At 37.8% G+C, this 19,861-nt stretch carries 21 protein-coding genes; 5 read left to right on the top strand and 16 right to left on the bottom strand.

What is annotated here, in order from left to right; genetic code table 11:
• The 4 genes from QZ413_RS08105 to QZ413_RS08120 all read right to left on the bottom strand — a co-directional run.
• A partial coding sequence (locus tag QZ413_RS08105) for a linear amide C-N hydrolase (RefSeq protein ID WP_297079090.1) occupies positions 1–505 on the bottom strand: 505 nt, incomplete at its 3' end.
• Between the two features lie 155 nt (positions 506–660).
• Positions 661–1,080, bottom strand: coding sequence for a hypothetical protein (locus tag QZ413_RS08110; protein WP_297079093.1), 420 nt, complete (start codon positions 1,078–1,080; stop codon positions 661–663).
• Complete coding sequence (locus QZ413_RS08115; protein WP_297079095.1) at positions 1,081–1,548, bottom strand: LytTR family DNA-binding domain-containing protein; 468 nt, start codon at positions 1,546–1,548, stop codon at positions 1,081–1,083.
• Positions 1,549–1,675: 127 nt separating this feature from the next.
• On the bottom strand, positions 1,676–2,458 hold the full coding sequence (locus QZ413_RS08120) for a TraX family protein (RefSeq protein ID WP_297079097.1): 783 nt from the start codon (positions 2,456–2,458) through the stop codon (positions 1,676–1,678).
• A gap of 166 nt (positions 2,459–2,624) precedes the next feature.
• Here QZ413_RS08120 and QZ413_RS08125 point away from each other — a divergent pair, with 166 nt between their 5' ends.
• On the top strand, positions 2,625–3,662 hold the full coding sequence (locus tag QZ413_RS08125) for a M42 family metallopeptidase (RefSeq protein ID WP_297079098.1): 1,038 nt from the start codon (positions 2,625–2,627) through the stop codon (positions 3,660–3,662).
• A 41-nt stretch (positions 3,663–3,703) separates the two neighbouring features.
• Here QZ413_RS08125 and QZ413_RS08130 read toward each other — a convergent pair whose 3' ends face one another.
• The 4 genes from QZ413_RS08130 to QZ413_RS08145 are packed head-to-tail and all read right to left on the bottom strand — an operon-like array spanning position 3,704 to position 7,311.
• Entirely contained in the window at positions 3,704–4,639 is a 936-nt protein-coding gene (locus tag QZ413_RS08130) for a siderophore ABC transporter substrate-binding protein (RefSeq protein ID WP_297079100.1), read from the bottom strand.
• Positions 4,640–4,655: 16 nt separating this feature from the next.
• Positions 4,656–5,414: an ABC transporter ATP-binding protein gene (locus QZ413_RS08135; protein WP_297079102.1), complete on the bottom strand. Its 759-nt coding sequence runs from the start codon at positions 5,412–5,414 to the stop codon at positions 4,656–4,658.
• A complete protein-coding gene (locus QZ413_RS08140) occupies positions 5,411–6,364 on the bottom strand; it encodes an iron chelate uptake ABC transporter family permease subunit (protein WP_297079103.1) in 954 nt (317 codons plus the stop codon). The genes QZ413_RS08135 and QZ413_RS08140 overlap by 4 nt, the downstream gene beginning before the upstream one ends.
• Positions 6,361–7,311 carry an ABC transporter permease gene (locus QZ413_RS08145; RefSeq protein WP_297079106.1) on the bottom strand — a complete coding sequence of 317 codons (951 nt, stop codon included), beginning with the start codon at positions 7,309–7,311 and terminating at the stop codon, positions 6,361–6,363. Before QZ413_RS08145 ends, QZ413_RS08140 begins: the two co-directional genes overlap by 4 nt.
• A gap of 191 nt (positions 7,312–7,502) precedes the next feature.
• Between QZ413_RS08145 and QZ413_RS08150 the strand changes: the two genes are divergently transcribed.
• On the top strand, positions 7,503–8,375 hold the full coding sequence (locus tag QZ413_RS08150; RefSeq protein ID WP_297079108.1) for an alpha/beta hydrolase: 873 nt from the start codon (positions 7,503–7,505) through the stop codon (positions 8,373–8,375).
• Between the two features lie 37 nt (positions 8,376–8,412).
• On the opposite strand, the gene fghA is transcribed toward QZ413_RS08150, so the two are convergent.
• Positions 8,413–9,237, bottom strand: a complete 825-nt coding sequence (gene fghA / locus QZ413_RS08155; protein WP_297079111.1) for an S-formylglutathione hydrolase — start codon at positions 9,235–9,237, stop codon at positions 8,413–8,415.
• Entirely contained in the window at positions 9,227–10,366 is a 1,140-nt protein-coding gene (locus tag QZ413_RS08160; RefSeq protein WP_297079113.1) for an S-(hydroxymethyl)glutathione dehydrogenase/class III alcohol dehydrogenase, read from the bottom strand. The genes fghA and QZ413_RS08160 overlap by 11 nt, the downstream gene beginning before the upstream one ends.
• Positions 10,367–10,547: 181 nt before the next feature.
• Between QZ413_RS08160 and QZ413_RS08165 the strand changes: the two genes are divergently transcribed.
• A complete protein-coding gene (locus QZ413_RS08165) occupies positions 10,548–11,105 on the top strand; it encodes an ECF transporter S component (protein WP_297079115.1) in 558 nt (185 codons plus the stop codon).
• Between the two features lie 119 nt (positions 11,106–11,224).
• On the opposite strand, the gene QZ413_RS08170 is transcribed toward QZ413_RS08165, so the two are convergent.
• The 3 genes from QZ413_RS08170 to QZ413_RS08180 form a co-directional block, all read right to left on the bottom strand.
• A complete protein-coding gene (locus QZ413_RS08170) occupies positions 11,225–11,857 on the bottom strand; it encodes a DUF998 domain-containing protein (protein WP_297079117.1) in 633 nt (210 codons plus the stop codon).
• A 19-nt stretch (positions 11,858–11,876) separates the two neighbouring features.
• Positions 11,877–12,899 carry a YafY family protein gene (locus tag QZ413_RS08175; protein WP_297079119.1) on the bottom strand — a complete coding sequence of 341 codons (1,023 nt, stop codon included), beginning with the start codon at positions 12,897–12,899 and terminating at the stop codon, positions 11,877–11,879.
• Between the two features lie 157 nt (positions 12,900–13,056).
• Positions 13,057–14,280 carry an OFA family MFS transporter gene (locus QZ413_RS08180; protein WP_297079121.1) on the bottom strand — a complete coding sequence of 408 codons (1,224 nt, stop codon included), beginning with the start codon at positions 14,278–14,280 and terminating at the stop codon, positions 13,057–13,059.
• Between the two features lie 247 nt (positions 14,281–14,527).
• On the opposite strand from QZ413_RS08180, the gene QZ413_RS08185 reads away from it, so the two are divergent.
• Positions 14,528–15,889: a hypothetical protein gene (locus QZ413_RS08185; RefSeq protein ID WP_297079124.1), complete on the top strand. Its 1,362-nt coding sequence runs from the start codon at positions 14,528–14,530 to the stop codon at positions 15,887–15,889.
• 72 nt (positions 15,890–15,961) lie between these two features.
• A complete protein-coding gene (locus QZ413_RS08190; RefSeq protein WP_297079127.1) occupies positions 15,962–16,918 on the top strand; it encodes a Gfo/Idh/MocA family protein in 957 nt (318 codons plus the stop codon).
• 165 nt (positions 16,919–17,083) lie between these two features.
• Here the strand turns inward: QZ413_RS08190 and QZ413_RS08195 are convergent, their stop codons facing one another.
• From QZ413_RS08195 to menC, 3 genes are all read right to left on the bottom strand, one after another.
• Complete coding sequence (locus QZ413_RS08195) at positions 17,084–17,944, bottom strand: ABC transporter ATP-binding protein (protein ID WP_297079129.1); 861 nt, start codon at positions 17,942–17,944, stop codon at positions 17,084–17,086.
• A gap of 2 nt (positions 17,945–17,946) precedes the next feature.
• On the bottom strand, positions 17,947–18,624 hold the full coding sequence (locus QZ413_RS08200) for an ABC transporter permease (RefSeq protein ID WP_297079131.1): 678 nt from the start codon (positions 18,622–18,624) through the stop codon (positions 17,947–17,949).
• A 235-nt stretch (positions 18,625–18,859) separates the two neighbouring features.
• The coding region (gene menC, locus QZ413_RS08205; protein ID WP_297079133.1) for an o-succinylbenzoate synthase at positions 18,860–19,861 on the bottom strand (1,002 nt) is incomplete at its 5' end.

Consider the following 19,861-nt stretch of genomic DNA (forward strand, 5'->3'; position numbering starts at 1 on the left):
ATTCACCGTTTGTTAACGCTTCGATGACGATCGAATCACCATTTTTGTCTGTAAACATTTGATGCAATGGTAAGTAACCAGGTAAATCAAGCATCGAGTTTTGGGTTGATTGATCGATCACTGCAAGCTTAGTTGCTAAAAATGCGACTTCTTGAACAGTGGCACATTGAGATAAAAAGAAAACCACTAACTCGTCCATGACAACTGGCTGCTTGTCTTTTTTAAGTAAGCTTTCTTTACTTGCACATGTGGCTTCTTCAAAATAAAAGGCTCCACCTACTAATCCTTCACTATTGATCCCATCTGCTAGAAAATATGTATCTGGTAATCCCATACCAAAACAAGCATATTTCGCTTGTTGCACTCCAGAAAGCATCGGCAATTCAACTGCTTTAGGAAAATAAAGTAACTGGCCTCCATGATCAAAAAAATCAAAAGCAAAATCCATTGTGCGTGCCCAAAAATGAGTCCCTTCAATTGCGGTAATTTTTGCTCCAGTACACATCGTATTCCCTCCTTCGATGACTTAATTTGTTGATAGTTTTATCATACGCTTATCCGAAGATCAAAAAGGCCAATTAAATAATAGTTGTCATGAAATGTTTGACCCACTTTTATCAAACGAATGTGCTACGCTTAAAAAGACAATGAAAAAAGCCATCATCGCGATGACTTTTTCGTAATTTGATTCAATTCTTTAGCTAATTTTTGATTTTCTAATTGACGATATACTTGATACATCAATAAATGAAGGATAAATGTCACTATCAAAACGAGCCACCAATAAGACCAGACAAAAATAAATAAATCTCTCGAAAATAAAGCTAGCGAGATAAACCCAACGCTAAAATTAGCTACTGTCATGACCAAACTACTCACGAGTGATGACCATGTTAAATACGACCACACATAAGGATAAAATCCACCAAATAGTCCCCCGAACAACCCAGCAATTCCTAATAAACGCCATACATATCCCACACTAAGCAAGGTGTCTCCCCAACCTAAACTAATCAGCACCAACAACCAAATAAAGGTAACTAGCGTAATTTGGATTACTTGTTCTTTTACTGTCTTCATTTATCTTCCTCCTTGATCTACTTGAAATCGAAGTAACTGCTGACGAATCGCTTTCGTATAATGACGACTGATCCGAAAATAGTGTTCATTTTTGGTATATACCGTAAGGCACGCATTACGGTCTGTTTGAAAGCTGATTACCTGATTGAGATTTAAAATCGTCGTATTATTGATTCGAATAAGTCCCCATTCAACTAAGTTGTTAAACTCTTTTAAGCGACCTTTAAGATAGAAAACTTGCTGGTCCAACGTATATAATTTGGAAACATGATCCATTGATTCAATCCAAAACACATCCCGACAAGTGACATACGACTTACGCTGTGTTATCGGATCGCTAACTTCTAATTTTCGTTCTGGTTGTAGTAAGGATGTGATTTGGGATGCTACGTTTTTATTTGTTGGATGCAAGTGGATATCGATTTTTTCTGAATCTCTATTCGGTTCAAAAAACCAATTTAATTTCATTGCACTCCCTCCTTCTAAATTCACTTTACCATGGAGCCATTTAGAATACCGCATTTTTTTGGTTTGTTACAATTTTTATCCGTATCATGCAAAACACCTCATAAGAAAAATTCTCATGAGGTGTTGATTAGCCGATAATGGCTTTTACAATATAGATGATCGTTAAGTGCAACGGGTAAAAATAATAGAAAAATTGCTTTTCAAACCGGCTACCATTTCCACCAAGTTTTCCGTTATAGGCATATAAAAACGGCAAGACTGTGAAAATCATGTATTCATTATCGAATGTAAACACTTGGTAAAATGTGCCACTATCTCCAGTACTAAACGTTGAATAAGCATGGAGAGCAAGTAACAAGGAGAAGGCGATGATACCGATACTGATTCGTTTAAGATTTCCTCTAAAGAAATAAAAAATTAATCCAATTACAAGTTCGTAAATACTTCCTTCGCTAAATAAAATCAGTGGAATCAATAACAAACAAGCTATCGTGAGTCCAATTTTTTGACTGAGCTGTTTTGTTTTCCGTAGCGTGTCGATACTCCAAATCAGTAAAAATAGCCAAGCAAGTGTAAGAAAAATATTATTGCCTTGGATAATTAAAAATGGATCAAATTGTCCAGTAAAGGGATTCGTAAATGACTCAGTCGTCAAGAAATTGTGGATAATATTGATCATAAGCATCGCAAATCCACCAACCAATAAACGACTCGCATATTTCTTGCGATTACGTGTGTAATAAAACCCTTCTACCATCATAAATACAAATAGCGGTGCAACAAAACGGGCAACGAGTGAAAACCATAGTGGCCAATGTAGTTGGGTCCCAAAATTTGTATTTACATGATCAAAAACCATAAAGACAATGCCGATCCATTTTAATTGATAATGCGTCAAACCTTTTTCCATCTCTCTAACTCCTTCATTTTTTCTTTTTAGACTATACCAATCCTAGACCAATATTTCCTCATTCTCTGGTATGAGTTTGACACATTTTCTGGTTGTGCTATATTTTGACTAACGACACCTGTCGAATCAAAATGGAAGGCATGGAGTATCCATGTAAGGTAAAAAGATGTTTGAACAACAGCAAACACTGGATTTTTTGACAAATTTATTAAAAATCAATAGTCCAACAGGTTATACGAAACACGCGATCGACTTTTTACGTCAAACGATTGAAGAAATCGGTTTTGAGACGTCGACTACACCTAAAGGAAATTTAATTGTTTCCGTAACTGGCGATGATCAACAGACAACTCGTGCATTAAGTGGTCACGTCGACACATTAGGGCTTATGGTACGCTCGATTACTCCAGAAGGTAAATTAGCGTTAACGAAATTAGGTGGTCCTCTAACCCCTACTTTAGATGGCGAATACTGTGATATCATTACGCGTGACGGTAAAGTGTATACAGGAACGATCTTATCTGATGCGCCTTCAATCCATGTGTTTCCGGATGCAGCTACAAAAGAACGCGATATCGATCATCTTTTTGTGAAACTAGATGAAAAAGTTACTAGCAAAGAAGATGTTGACGCTTTGGGTATCCAAAATGGTGACATCGTAGCCTATGATCCTAAAGTCATCGTAACAGATAGTGGTTTTGTCAAATCACGCTTCTTAGATGATAAAGCTTCAGTTGCCTTACTTGTCAGTCTTTTACGCGAAATCAAAAAAGGAACATTGAGCGCTAAAACAAATTTGATGTTTATCTTTTCAACTTATGAGGAAGTCGGTCACGGTGCGTCTTGGATCCCTGAAGAAATCACAGAATTATTGGCTGTGGATATGGGATGTATCGGTTTGGATCTTGCTTGTACAGAATATGATGTATCGATTTGTGCAAAAGATTCTTCTGGCCCTTATGACTATGAATTGACAACGCATTTGATCAAGCTAGCCAAACAAAAAGAAGTTTCTTATGCAGTGGATATCTATCCGATGTATGGTAGTGATGGTTCAGCAGCTTTACGAGGCGGTGCCAATATCCGCGCAGCTTTGATCGGACCTGGAGTGGCAAGTAGTCATGGTATGGAACGCACACATGTTGATGCGCTAAAACATACTTTTGATTTATTGTGCGCGTATATCGAAAATCCTTTAAACTAAAAAAACAGATAGGATAGATTTTTTAATCTATCCTATCTGTTTTAATTTAATCCTTTTGAAACCTCATCGATCATAATCGGTAAAGATTCTAATCCAGATCCAGCTAAATACCAAACTTGTGGATCTAATGTGATCACATGCTGATTTTTTCCAGCATGTGTTTGTTTGACTAGTGCATTATCTGCTAGATTGGTCGTACTTTGATCGCCGCCGATCGCTTTTGTGCGGTCGACTACAAAAATATAATCGGGATTTTTTTCTAAAAGATATTCATACGAGATACTTGATCCGTGAGTAGAAGGTTCTAATGTTTCATCGACTGGCGTCAACCCAAATGTATCATACACGATTCCATAACGTGACCCTGGACCAAATGCCGATAAACTATTTTCATTAGTCATGACGACTAGTGAACGTGCATTTAATGCTTGATCTTTCGCTTTTAAGGCATCGATACTTGTTTGGATCTTCGCGATTTTTTCTTTGGCTTCACTTTCTTTACCAAATAAACTTGCTAACGTTTCAATATTTTTTTGTGCAGAATTCCAACTGTCTTTCGTGTCTGTTGCCAAATAAACAGTTGGTGCGATTTTAGCTAATTCATCTTTAAAATCTGCTTGTCTAGAAGCAATCAAAATCAAATCCGGTTTTAGTGCATTGATTTTTTCTAAATCAGGTTCTTTAACTCCCCCAACAGATTCACGATCACCGTATTGTTTTAAGTAAGTAGGTAGATTTTTTACAGGCACACCAATGACCTTATCCCCTTCGCCTAATGCATCGACTGTGTCCAATAAACTACTATCAAATACAACGATTTTTTTCGCATTAACGGGTACAGTCACTTTTTGTTTCGTACTATCGACGATTTCGATCGTTTTTTCCTTACTATCTGTAGCAGCGCTCGTTTGTTTTTGACATCCTGCCATGATCATTCCCAAACTCATGACGATCACTAAACTCCAAATTTTTTTCATACTGATTCTCCCCTTTTTAATTAAAATACGTACAGATAAGCTGACCATCTAATTGATGGACGGTCACTGGTAATTCGTACAAATCAGATAAGCAAGCAGACGTCACGACAGAACTTGTCTTGCCTTCTGCCATAATCGTGCCATTTTTCATAGCGATCACATAATCGGCAAAACTTGCGGCAAAATTGATATCATGCAAGACGACGATGATCGTCTTTTGCTCGACCTCGACTAATTCTTTTAAGACGTGCATCAACTGATTCGCATGCTTCATATCGAGGTTATTCAACGGTTCGTCAAGTAAGATATAATCGGTATCTTGGGCTAAGATCATTGCGATATACACCCGTTGTAACTGTCCCCCTGAAAGAGCATGAATCGATTGATCCTTGATTGCAGTCAATGTCATTTTTTCTAATGCCCACTCGATCAAACGCTGATCTTCTTTCGTCAAACGGCCTCTAGTATAAGGATAGCGACCAAAGCCTACCAGTTCTTCGATCGTAATGTGTAACGCGATATGATTGCTTTGTTTTAAAAAAGCTAAGCGTTTAGCTAACTGCTTAGGTTTGACGCGTTGGATCATCTCTTCTTCTAGATATAACTCACCGGAATCATAGTCTGTCAACCGACTGATCGTGGATAAAAACGTACTTTTCCCTGCGCCATTTGGACCGACAAAAGCCGTTAATTTCCCTTTAGGAATCGTCGTTGTGACGTTAGTCAAAATCTCTTTTTTTTGGATCTGTTTTGAAAGTTGTTCACTGTGGATCATTGGCGACTCCTTCCTTGGATGATTTTTACTAAAAATAAAAGACCACCTGTAAATTCAATAACGGTACTGATGGTGACATTAAAGCCAAAAAGTTGTTCGACTAGAATTTGCGCACCGACTAGCAAACAAATACTGATTAAGGTGCTTCCTAAAAATAAACTGCGATGACGATAAGTTTGAAAAAGTTGATAACTCAACGTAGCGGCGATAAACCCCAAAAAGATCGTCGGACCAACTAAAGCTGTCGCTGTTCCAGAAAGGAGCGCGACACTTGCCAATACAACTACTTGTAACCGTTGCATCTCGACCCCTAAAATCGTCGCATGATCTCTTCCTAAATGGACCACATCTAATTCTGGAGCTAAATACCATAAAAAAACACTACCTAATGCAATCAATCCACTTGCAACGAAAAAATGCTGTGTATCGATTTGACCAAAACTAGCAAATAACTTACTTTGCAACAGATCGTACTCATTCGGATCCATGACGACTTGTAACGCCGTACTCAGACTAGAAAAAATCGTCCCTGCCACGATCCCGACCATCAATACTAAAAAAATATCTCCTCTGGCTTTTTTTAATAACGTATAGCTCAGTCCTGTGCTCATGGCGACCATCAATGCAATCGTCCCTAAAAACTGTGGTAACGAGTGACTTTGAAGTACCGTACTGCCCCCTAAGAAAAAGAAAAAAAGTGTTTGGATCAAGACATAAATTTGATCAAATCCCAAGATCCCAGGCGTTAGTAACGTATTGTGTGTCAACGTTTGAAAGGCGATCGTACTGATGCTTGTCGCAATCGCAACTAAGAGGAATGCGAAAACGCGTTTTCCGCGTAAGGAGAGCGCGAAAGCCCAGTTGCCGTAAGTATGAAACGATACATAAAAAAGGATCAATACTGTCGCTGATAAGGTTAGTGCAAGATAGAGATAGAGGTTTTTTTTCATGTACGAACCCCTTTCTTAAATAACAAAAATAAAAATAATGATCCACAAACTAAGCCAACAACGACACTCACAGGTAATTCGTAAGGCGCGATCACCAGACGTGCGAGCAAATCACAGATCATCAGCAAACTACTCCCAATAACTGCGGTGATCCATAACGTGTGCTTGACATGATCACCAAAATATAGCGCCACTAGATTCGGAACGACGATCCCTAAAAATGGAACACTCCCGACTAATAATAAGACAGCTGTATTGCCTAGCGCCACGAGCGCTAAAACGAGCCATACTAATCGCTGATAAGCTAAACCAAAGGACGTCGCAGTCTCTTCTCCAAGTCCGGCCACAGTGATTTGATAGCCTAAAAGATAAACAAGAACCAACACGGGTAAGGTCAGATAGATCAATTCATATTGTCCTTTGATGACCATCGAAAAATTTCCTTGTAGCCATGAGGTCACATTTTGAACGAGTTGATATTGATAGGCAAAAAACGAAGCGATCGCACCGATGACATTACCGAACATGATACCGGTCAGTGGTAAAATCAAGGTATTTCCTCGCGGGAGAAAACGTGTCAGTGTCAAAAAGATTAAGACACCTGCGTAGGCAAATAGAAATGCCACACTCGTTCTTAAAAAAATTGAAGCATTTGGCAAAAAAAGCATGACGGCTAGCATTCCTAAACGCGCACTATCCATCATCCCGATCGTATTTGCAGAAACAAATCGATTTTGAAATAGATGTTGGATGACACGTCCGCCGATACTGATCATCGCACCAGCTAACAGTAAGCTGACCGTCCGTGGGATCCTCGTTTGTACCAAGACAAACCACTGTGTAGGATCGCTATGAAATAGTTCATTGAGCGAAAGATCTTTGGTTCCAATAATCAACGAAAGGAAACTCAATAAAAGTAACCCGATAATCGCTACTAGTTTTTTCATCTACTCCCTCACTTCCGTCTCTTATTGAGAATGATTCTCAATATCATTGTTCTTAGTGTAGGAGAAATTCATTCATTTGACAAGTGTTATTTTACATTTAATGAAATTTTTCACGATTTCTTTCGGCTTTTGTTCTGAAAAAAAGTCTAGTATACTAAAGATAGCGTTTGCAAAAAGAAAGGAAGACTAATATGAACCGAACGGAGATTGAAGAATTTCGCACACAAGCGACAAAACACGATGCCATAAGAGATGCGGGTTTGATAGAACCTGATACGTTAGTGATTTGTCGTGATCTTAGTTACGGACCACATGGTGTCGATAATTTATGCGACATCTATTATCCAAAAGGAACCACTCAGGCCTTGCCGACCATCATCAGTATCCACGGGGGCGGATTTTGCTACGGGGATAAAGAGTTGTATCGTTTTTACACGATGTTTTTAGCGACTCAAGGATTTACCGTCGTCAACTTTAATTACCGTTTGGCACCAGAACATGCTTATCCTGCTCCACTAGAAGATACTAATGCTTTGATCCATTTTTTGCTTAAGCATCATGATACCTATTTCATTGATCCAGACCGCTTGTTTTTATTAGGAGATAGTGCTGGTGGGCAATTAACAGAGCAATATGCCACTATCGTAACGAACCCTAAGTATGCTGCTTTATTTGAGTTCACAGTACCTAATATCCAATTTAAAGCAGTTGGCTTAAATTGCGGCCATTACTTTATGGGGGAAGACGATACCCCTCAAGAAGCTTTTGATTACTATTTTGAAGGTGTCGATCCTAAAAACATCGCCCAACAATTTCCAGTTGAAGCCCATTTAACAAGCAATTTTCCTCCAACTTTTTTGATGACAGCTACAGATGATTTTCTAAAAGATCTTGCACCTCGATTAAATGAACGTTTAGTGAAATTATCCATACCTACGCTTTATACTTGTTATGCGCAAGACGACGGTTCTCCTTTAGGACACGTATTTCATGTCGATCAAAAATTAGCGATCGGAAAACAGTGTAATCTAGATGAACTTGCTTTTTTTAAACAGTACCTATAAAAAAAAGGTGTGACAGAAATCTGCCACACCCTTTTTTCTAAAGATAACGACGATGAAAAGCAAGATGCGTTTTGATAAACGTCGCAATCGTATAATAACTATGATCATAGCCTACTACTTTTTCATACGTAAGTTTTGCCTGTTTGTCCGTAGCTACTTGAACAAATGCAGTTTCATCTAATTGTACTTCGTAAAATTCGTCTGAAGTTCCTTGCGTGATCAACATCGGAGGAACGTTCGTTGCGTGTTCTAAACAACTCGTCGCATCCCATGACGCCCAATCTTCATCACCTAGATAAGCGGTGAATGCTTTTTTTCCCCAAGGCGTTTGACTAGGATTTGTGATTGGTGCAAAAGCTGAGATCGCTTGAAATCGCTGAGGATTTTTCAGACCGATCATCAGCGCACCATGTCCTCCCATCGAGTGTCCCATGATACTTTCTTTACCAGAAAAATGTGGGACCAACGCGTAGACGATTTCTGGTAATTCTTCAGTCAAATAAGTATACATCTGATAGTTGGCACGATAAGGTTCTTGTGTCGCATCGACATAAAAACTTGCTCCTTGTGCTAGATCCCAATCAGCGACATCATGCGCTTCACCACGTGGTGAGGTATCTGGCATCACGATTGCTAGATTTTGTTCATTTGCATATCGCTGAAACTGCCCTTTTTGACTAAAATTTTGATCGGTACATGTCAAACCAGATAACCACCAGATCAAAGGGATCGCTTGTTGATTTGGATTTTCTGGTAAAAAAATCGTGAATGTCATGTCACTAGAAAGCGTTGTAGAGTGATGACGATAACGTGTTTGGATACCATCAAATACACGATGTTGCTCGATTATTTCAGGCTTCATCGCTAGCTTCAACTCCTTCATACGTTAAGATCGTACGAATCGATTCTCCTTGATGTAACCAATCAAATGCTCGATTGATTTCTTCAAAATCTAGTTGTCCTGTGATAAATGACTCTAAATCGATCTCACCATTCATAAAATCTTCGACCATTCCAGGAAGTTCAGTCCGACCCTTCACTCCACCAAAAGCGGAACCACGCCAAACGCGACCAGTCACTAATTGGAAAGGACGTGTACTGATTTCTTTACCGGCACCGGCAACACCGATAATGATACTTTCGCCCCAACCTTTATGACAAGCTTCAAGTGCAGAACGCATCACATCGACATTTCCAATACATTCAAAACTATAATCGACACCACCATCGGTCATTTCGACTAACACTTCTTGAATCGGACGATCGAATTCTTTTGGATTTACAAAATCAGTCGCGCCCATTTTCTTCGCCAATGCCCATTTACGTGGATTTGTATCAACAGCAATAATCCGTTTTGCATTCGCTTTTTTTAGTCCTTGGATCACCGCTAACCCGATAGCACCTAGACCAAATACTGCTGTGACTGCGCCTTCTTCGACTTTAGCAGTATTTTTCACTGCACCCAGTCCTGTTGTAACGCCACAACCAAACAAAGCAACTTTATCTAAAGGTGCTTCTTCATCGATCTTCACTAAATTGATTTCATTAACCACTGTATATTCACTAAATGTGCTTGTTCCCATATAATGATAGATCGGTTCACCGTTATAAGAAAAACGAGTCGTACCGTCTGGCATAACACCTTTTCCTTGAGTTTCACGTACAGCTGAACAAAGATTGGTTTTTCCAGATAGACAGAATTTACATTCGCCACATTCTGCTGTATATAAAGGAATCACATGATCTCCTGGTTTGACAGAAGTCACTTCTTCTCCTACTGATACAACAACTCCCGCACCTTCATGTCCTAAAACGGCTGGAAAGACACCTTCTGGATCGTCTCCTGATAGCGTAAAAGCATCTGTATGACAAACGGATGTGTATAAAATTTTGACCATCACTTCTTTTGCCTTTGGTTCGGCAACATCGATTTCTACGATTTCTAATGGTTTTCCTGGCGCAAAAGCGACAGCAGCTTTACTTTTTACCACGTATATTCCCTCTTTCTCTTTCTAGTCTATTGGCTTATTATAACGAATTTTATTTCAAAACTATAGCTATTCGCTTGAAGATAAAAATCTGATTTCAAATAAAATTGTGCACATGCTACTTTTCTTTTTAAAAAAATTTTGATATTATTTACACATCATTTCACTATAGAGGAGCCTATTATTGAACCAACATCAACAGTTACGAGCAATTATCTTTTGCTCATTTGCAGTTTTATTTAACATCGTTCTTAGTTTAACGACCGTTGCCTTGCAGTTGCCTTTAGTATTTTTAGATTGTATTGGGACCGTATTTATTTCTGTAACTTTAGGGATGCGCTATGGGATTTTGACTGGTGTTGTAACGAATTTAGTCGCTGGGATCTTTTTTGGACCAGCAGTGATCCCTTTTGCTTTATTTAGTGCAGTTGTTGCCATTGTCGTTTCTTGGTTTGCAAAAAAAGAATTTACTTATCCTAGGGCGATCGTCACTGGATTAGTCGCAGCGATTTTAGCCTCATTTGTGAGTACGATTTTACGTTTAATGATTTATGGTGGCTATTCTTTTTCACGCACGATGACGAATTTAGTCGTTTCATTATTGCATCAATCAGGTGAAAATATGTTTATGGCTACATACTGGTCTTCTGTTTTAGAAAATGGATTAGATAAAGTCATCTCTTGTTTACTTGTCGCTTGGTTAGTCCATTTACCGCGACTGAAGCGTTATTTTAATCTTTGAAAAATGAATAAACGATGTTCTAGAAGTAGCTAAATAAGCCAACTCATTCCCGAAATAGATGAACCTACTATCGGAATGAGTTGGCTTATTTTTTTGTGCTGCTCATTGCTGTCACAGTTTTATTTTTTTATAAAAGTGGTACGACTAGTATACGTATCGACTAGCACCAATACGATTGGCAAATACATCGCGATCATCGATAAGCGCTGATAAACTCCTTTATAGATCAACCCTTGTGCTTGGGCATAACCATTTAATGAAGCACAGGCGATTGAAAAAACAAATAAAGCAATAAACCAGTACGCGCGCTGGCGATTAAACTTAAATGCCACGATTGCGACAAGTAAAGGAAAGCCAAGCATCCCCACATTTCCTAAGGCTGATCCGACTTGATGGACGACCATTGAAAACTGTAGGGTTTGTGCATCGCGATCGACACTAAAAATACCCGATAACAGACATTGTCCAACTGAAAAAATAGCTAAGGACAAACTGATCAATATGCTGATTTTAGTCGAAGCAAAGCGCTTTAGATAAGTCGTCAGTCCAGGTAAACTTAGCAATAATAAAATACCTGAGACAACCGAGAGCCAACCAAACGTCGCTTCGACCGGACTACCATTTTCACCTAGGTCGCTGATAACTTGTCGTAAGGGCTGATACCCAGGATAAAAAAATGCTAAAACATATGGTGTCAAAAAATCTACTGCTACAAACCCCAGTAGCCAATACCAAAAATACCGTTTGATCATCTAGATTCTCTTCTTTCACTTAAAGTAGTCGCAAATTTTCTGTTTTGTGCTGTTCAACGATAGCACGATCGTAATGGGCTAATGCAGCTTTCATCTCATCTAATAGATATTGTCGCATATAAAGTGGACGAATGATCTTCACCATTTGCCCTTGACTCATCAACCACATGCGCATTCCGTAGCCATCATTGACATCCATTTCGATCTTGCACATACCTGGTTTTTGTTCGACGATTTTTGAATCTGGGAAACGATCCAATACGTATGTTGGATCATGATAAAACTCGATGACCAGTTTGATTGGTTTTCCAAAAAAAGGATAATTGGTTCGACGACGTAAAATACTCCCTTCAAACCGTTCATTCCAATTTTCATAACCTGGATACTGCAATTCGACGATTTGCGGATCGACCATATTGTTGATCCGAAATTTATTTAATGCCAATAGATCATTATCATCTTGTGCGGTCTCTTTGGCACTGATCATGTAAAAATATAGATCAGAAAAATAGATCGCTTTTGGTACACGTCTTAATGTTTCTGTTTGCCCATTTTTAGTATAACTAAATTCGATTTCATTGCCTTCGATCACACAATCAGCAATAAAGGCAATTTTTTCTAAGATCGGTTCTTTAGGGACACCTTCATAAAAAATTTTTTCATTTTTTAATAGTTCTTCTAAACGCTTGGAATCATTCGCTGATTTGATCAACTTGTCTATGATCGGCTTCATCTCTTCTCGATCTAAAGCGCGACTAGATAATAAGATTGCCAAGATCGCTAATAGTTCATTATCAGTAAAACATAATTTATGAAATTTGAGCCCTTCACTTAATTGATATCGACCACGTTCTAGTTGAGTGACAGGGATCTCATCTACCTCTGTATACGTCTGGTCGTTTAGTACCTCATTGATCAAACGGATATCGCGCTGAATAGTCGAATCCCCTGTTTCATAGGTTTCTTTTAACTCGCTTTTCGTTAATGTTTTTCCTTCTAATAAATCGAAAAAAATCGTTAAAATTCGTTTTTGACTATTCATTGGCTAACATCCTTTCATTAGAGTATAGAGGCATTCAAGCTTTATAAACTTATTCTAGTAAAATAATCTGTGTGATGAAACCCTTTTACTGCTTTTCAGCTAAATTTACTCAAAAAAATACACATGACCTAGTGTACACTAAATCATGCGTATTTGCTTACAATTCGTTTGTAGAAATCATTTTTTTTGATACTGTTTTTGTCGTTTCTGGTAAATAACGACGAATCACGATCGAAAGCGTCACTGCAATCAAATTTAGACCAATAAAGATAGCTAGTGAACTCAGATAACTACCTGTTTTTTCATGCATATAAGAGAGTAAGATCGGACCTGCTAAACCAGCCATTGCCCAAGCGGTCAGAATATAGCCATGGATCGCGCCTAATTCTCTCGTACCAAAAACATCCCCTAAGTAAGCTGGAATAACTGAAAATCCTGCACCATAACAAGAAAGTAGTAAACAAAATGCAAGCACAAATAGATACATATTTCCTAATGTCAAAATACTAAAGAACATTGCGATATTGACAATAAACATCACAGTAAATGTCATCGGGCGACCAATGTAATCTGATAATGTCGCCCAGATCAAGCGGCCAAATCCGTTAAACAACCCTAAAATCCCAACCATAAAAGCAGCAACAGTCGGTGACATCGCCGTCATTTCTTGAGCCATTGGTGACGCGGCAGATACTAAGCCGATACCACAACTGATATTGATAAACAACATCAACCATAGATAAATGAATGCTGGTGTACGTACTGCTTGATTGGCGGTCATTTCGTGTGAAGCAATCTTTTGATCGACAGCTTTCGTTTGTGGTTGTTTGATAAATTGGGCGGCAGCGATGATCACGATCCCATAAACCACACCTAAGACATAAAACGTATTGACTAAGCCGATACTTTCCATCAACTGTTGTGCGACAGGCCCTGTAAGTAAAGCCGCAAAACCGAATCCCATAATTGCTAGACCCGTAGCTAATCCTCGTTTATCTGGGAACCATTTGATGATCGTAGATACTGGGGTTACATACCCTGCACCTAACCCAAGACCTCCAATAATTCCATAACCTAGATACAGCAACCATAATTCATTCGTATAAATTGCCACACCAGTTAAAATCGTTCCTAGACCATAACAAATCCCAGATAATGTCCCCGTAGCAGTTGGACCAAAGCGCTCGACTAATCTTCCCATAAATGCAGCCGACATCCCTAAAAAGAAAATAGCTAAACTAAACGTAAATGAAATAGAAGATTCCGACCAGTTTGTTTTCATCGCGATCGGTACTGAAAATACACTAAATGCGTAGACCGATCCAATCATCAAATGCAATAAGACTCCTGCTGTTGCGACAATATAACGCTGTTGTTTCACTAAAACCCCTCCGATTCTTCCTCAAAATATGTTTTGTTATTCGTAAAATAAATAATTACTTCTTTATCATACGGTAAATACGTATAAATAAAAACAAAAATATGAACATTTTACATTTTTATTTCACGAACGTTCACATTTTAAAGTGAAGGCGGATTCATCATTACTCGCTTTTTTTTAGAGAATATTTTTGCAACTTGTTTATTTAGTGATAGACTAAGTTATACCATAATCAAGGAGTATGCATATGAAAACTATCGCAACGCTTTTTAAAGGATTCGATCGTTCTATCCCTTTTTTACTCAGCAATACATTGATCATTGTGCCATTTATCTTATATCTTAGTTTAAGTGACGGCGAGCACATTTATACGATTTTACCATTCGTCTTATTTTATACGTTTCGCATGACTGCCATTTTTTTAGTTCGCGGTTTGCAAACGACCTTAAACAACTATACGATTTTAGTGTTTTCCTTAGGTCTTGGAGGTCTAGGTGCTTTTTTAGGCGTACTCGGAAGTCTCAATCCATTATTTTACACCTTATCAGGGGCTTTTCTTGGTTTTAGTGCCGCATGGTTCACTCCAGCGTACCTAACAATGAGCTATCAACACAAAGCACAACAGCTAAAAGGATACTCCAATCCAAATTATTTATGGGTATTGATCTTTTTGATCGCTCTGTTGGTTCCTATGAGTACGAGTGGTGGATTAAAGATTCCACTAACACTAGGTGTCTATACACTTTTGTTTATCCTTGCCTATCGACCGATCAGACATTACCCACATCAGAAATTTCCAATGAAAAAACCTGAACATGCACTTATTGCTAAGAAAGAACTCAGTCTATTTGTTGGCTTTTTTGTTTTATTATTACTGTTACGCAGTAGTCGTTTATTGATCAATCAAGATGTCTTGTTGCTTACGTTGATTGGGATCACTTTATTATTTATGATCAGTATTTGGTCATTAAGTCAATCCAAGCGCTACTGGAAATTGCCACTTTGGCTTAATCTCCTCACTTTCCTAAATGGCATGTTTGGAAATCTGCTCTTTTTATTTTGTTCGCTTTACATCAAGGCCGTTTATGGTGGGGATAAGGTCACACTTTATTTGTACTTACCTTATGTTCTTGGCTTATTTTTAGCGATGTTTCTAACTAAAAAAGTCCATCGTCTATTGCCTAGACTAAATCCACTATATATCCAACTAGCTGGACTTGCTTTAGGTTTTATAGCCTTTTTATTACCCATCTATCTTCCATTCACTTTATTGATATTGAGTTTTTTCCGAAATGGTACAAGTTCTTGGCTAAATCAAACCTACTACGACACTGAAGAACTTCCAAGTGATCGTCGAATTGCCATTAAATTCACGACACAAAATAAAGGGAGTATGACACATCAATTTTTATCGATGATCTTGATTTTAGCGTTTATTTTGATCTATCGTTTGCCACTCGATACGTTTTTTGGATTGACCGATTATGATGCGACCGCGACTAAAACGATTTTATTGATGGAAACCGTTAAAAATAGTTTGTGCGTATTGTCGCTGATCCTAGTCGCTTACGTGGCCTATATCTTACCTAAAACCGATAATGATCTTTGATCTTATCGGTTTTTATCGTGTAAACGGTTATTCTTTGTTATACTAAACAAAAAAAGAGAAATGAGGACGATCATGATTCGTTGGGGAATAATTGGAGCTGGAACAATCGCACATCGCTTTGCAGAAAGTCTTGCTCAAGTAGAACAAGCAAGTTTATATGCCGTAGCTAACCGTACACAAGAAAAAGCAGAAGCCTTCAAAGCCAAACATCAGGCAGAAATCGCTTATTCAGATTATCAAGCATTATTAGATGATCCCAAGGTCGATTTCGTGTATATCGCTTTGCCACATCGTTATCACTTTGAATGGATCTTACAAGCGATCCATGCCAAAAAGGCTATCTTATGTGAAAAGCCACTAGTGCTGACTGCTGACGAGCTAAAAGAACTCCATGCCGTTTGGACGCGAGAACCGATCTTTTTTATGGAAGCAATGAAAAGCCGCTTTACACCTGCCTATGAACAAGCACGAAAAGCAATTTTAGCTGGTGAAATTGGTGAACTACAAAAAATCGAAACTTCTTTACGCCGCCATATGCCTAAAGAAGGCACGACCTATCATTATTTACCTGTTCAAGGTGGCTGCTTATTAGATATGGGGATCTACAACGTCAGTTTGATCGAAGATTTTATCAAGACACCATTATCTCTAGAAGAACTAAGTGCTACGGTACACGAAAATGGGATCGAAACGGCAGTCGAGGCGACTTTAGCAAACGATACAATCACTGTCACGATCGAATCTGGATTTGATGTATTTAAAGATGCAAAAGCGATTTTTCATGGCACTACCGGTACGATCACGATCCCGGATTTTCACCGTCCAACACGATTTGAGATCAAACGTGACGATCTGGACGTTGAAACGATCGATTGTCCGTATACGATCGATGATTTTTATGGCGAGATCACCAATGCCATGACCTGTTATGAAAATGGCCTATATGAAAGTCCCGTGATGCCCCTAAGCGATTCGCTACGCTGCGCAGAGATCATTGATCAATTAAAAGCCGGAATCCATGCGTTGTAAAATAAATAATTAAGAGAATTGTTACAGCTAACAAAAAGGCTCACCCAGATTCGTTTTGAATTTGGGCGAGCCTTTTTTAAGGTTTCTATCTTTACTTTTTTCTTCAAATTGATAATTTCATAATAAAATATTCCCATAATCGTCTGATTGATTACAATAGTCTATTTATGCATAGATGCTCTCTCTCAAATTAGTTTTATTTTTGTAAAATTCCTCAAAGTTAATGTTATTTTTTAATAGAGAATAAATGATATCTTTAATTTGATTACTATCATTGACTATTTCTACTTCAATTTTATTTTGATTGAGAATTTTAACTTTAATATATCCTAGCTCATTTAATACGCAAGCAGCTTTATCTGAGTCATCTACTATCAAAATATACTTAGGAAGAACATTTTGATTGCTATTTAGAACAATTTCTTCAACAGTTCCTCTATTTATAATATGTCCATTTTCAATTATATATATATAATCAGATACTCTCTCAAGTTCATCTAAATTATGAGAAGTTAAAAGTATTCCCGAACCGTTTGATTTTAGTTTTTCTACTATTTTTAACATTTTTATTGCTGATGGTTCATCAACACCAGATGTTGGTTCATCAAATATATATGTATCATATTCTCCTAAACAAGCTTGAATAAAACTTATTTTCTTTTTCATTCCAAATGAGTAGCTGTCGATTTTTTTTCCTAAATCTTTCTCTAAATTTAATTCTTTAGCTAAAGACCATGCTTGTTCATTCGAGGACAATTTTTTTAGTTTGCATGTAAAATTCAAAAAGTCATACCCTGTTATATCTGTATATAAAGAATCTGCATCAGGCATGACCGAAACAGAGTTTTTTTGAATTTCACCAGATTCTATTTTAAAGTATCCCAAAATAGCTCCTATGAGAGTCGATTTTCCAGCACCATTTTTCCCTATTAGCGCTGTAATCGTTCTATTTTCAATACGTAAGTTAATATCCTTAAGAATATCTTTTTGTTTAAATCTTTTGCTGACTTCAATACATTCAATCATTTTTAAAGGTCCTTTCTTTCAAAAAAATACTCACCTACGTATAAAATTCCTATGACGAACACAATTAAAATACTGATTTCCCAAGTACCTTCAAGATATTTAAATGGAAGTATCCAGTCAACGATATCTAGTATTAGATTATGTTTAAAATAAATTACTGCATATAAAATAGGCATACCCACACTAATCAAAATTCCTAGTAACGAAGAAAATCTTTCATTTGTACTAATTGTTGATAACAACAAAGTAATTGCTTCAACGTATGCATAAAATATGAAAAGATTGAAAAGATTGTATATGGGTATATAAAACTGATGTCTTCCTAAAAAAAGAACTACCATTCCAATTAGGGTTATCGCTACAAAATAACTGATCATCAATAGAAACTTTGCTAAGTAAATTTTCATTCTGGAAACATACGGGGTTACGTAGCGAAAAGTTTGATTTTTAAATTCAGTAGTAATTATATTAGAAAATAAAATACTCGAAAAAAAGAAACCCAAAATTGCGTATATTCCAAAAAGTGTATCAATAGCGGGAGAATTCCCGTCAATGAAAATCGCTAGAGATTGAGAATAATTCGCAATCAAAAACGATACTAGGCTAAATATTATCCCGACTATTAATGCTCTGATACTTAATAATTCTTTCTTTAATCCAAATAAAAATACTGCTCTCATTCATACTCCTCCAAACATTTCAACTTTCATCATACAATAACCTCTATACATACACAATCGTCAAAAAAAAGCTTAAAATAGATAGGAGAGTAGATACGAGAAATTTTCCAGACTTCTTTTTAATCTCAAACACAAACTGTATAAATAATCTCAGTCTTAGAAAATAATACCATCATTCAAAAAAAGACTCGTATCTACTCAAATGAATAGACACGAGTCTTTCTTTATCTTATAGTCATGATCGATATTTTTCTAACATCGCATGATCCAATACCACACCAATACCAAATCCTTGTGGAATAGATAATGTGCCATTTTGAATCATAGCTTTAGGGGTGACGACATCTTCAGCAAAATAACGGTCTGAAGCAGATAGATCACCTGGAAATGATAAGTCTGTACTGGCTGAAAATTGGAGATTCAATGCGCGCCCAACCCCAGCTTCATACATCCCGCCAAGCCATACTAAACAATCGTGTTGTTGCAGATACGCTAAGATTTCAAGCGCTGGTGTGATGCCACCCACACGCGGGATTTTTAAGTTTACTGCACGACAACTACCTAATGCGATCGCTGTTTTCGCATCATCAAGCGAGCGAATATTTTCGTCTAAACAGATCCTGGTTGTCAGTTGTTGTTGCAATGTCGCATGTTCGACAAAGTCGTATTTCGCTAAAGGTTGCTCGATCATCACAAGATCTAATGTATCGAGTTGTTGAAAAAGCGCCCAATCTTCTAGGTCAGCATAGGCTGAATTGGCATCTGCCATCAAGATCAAATCAGGAAAGGCTTGGCGAATAGCGTGTAATGGTGCATAGTCATAGCCTGGTTTGATCTTTAGTTTGACACGTCGATAGCCTTGTGCGACATATGTCCCCACTTTTTCGACTAACTCATGTAGATCTGGAATGATCCCAATGCTGACACCGACTTCGATCGACTTTTTCGTTACTGCTTGTCCTTTGATCAAACTGGCAACATTCACTTGTTGTGTTTTGGCAAAAAGATCCCAACAAGCCGTTTCTAAAGCCGATTTTGCCATAAAAAAGCCTTGTGTCTGGGCAAGTAAGGCAAAGACTTCTTTAGGATGTTGCCATTTTTGATCGATTAAACTTGGGATCAGCCATTTTTCTAACGCCATCAATGATGTGTCAAACGTCTCTTCAATATAATCTGGTGTCGCCAAAGCGTCCAGTTCACCAATACCGATCTGACCATGTTCATCTTCGACCGTGAC

This window comes from uncultured Enterococcus sp., from assembly GCF_913775425.1.
GTDB lineage: Bacteria > Bacillota > Bacilli > Lactobacillales > Enterococcaceae > Enterococcus_G.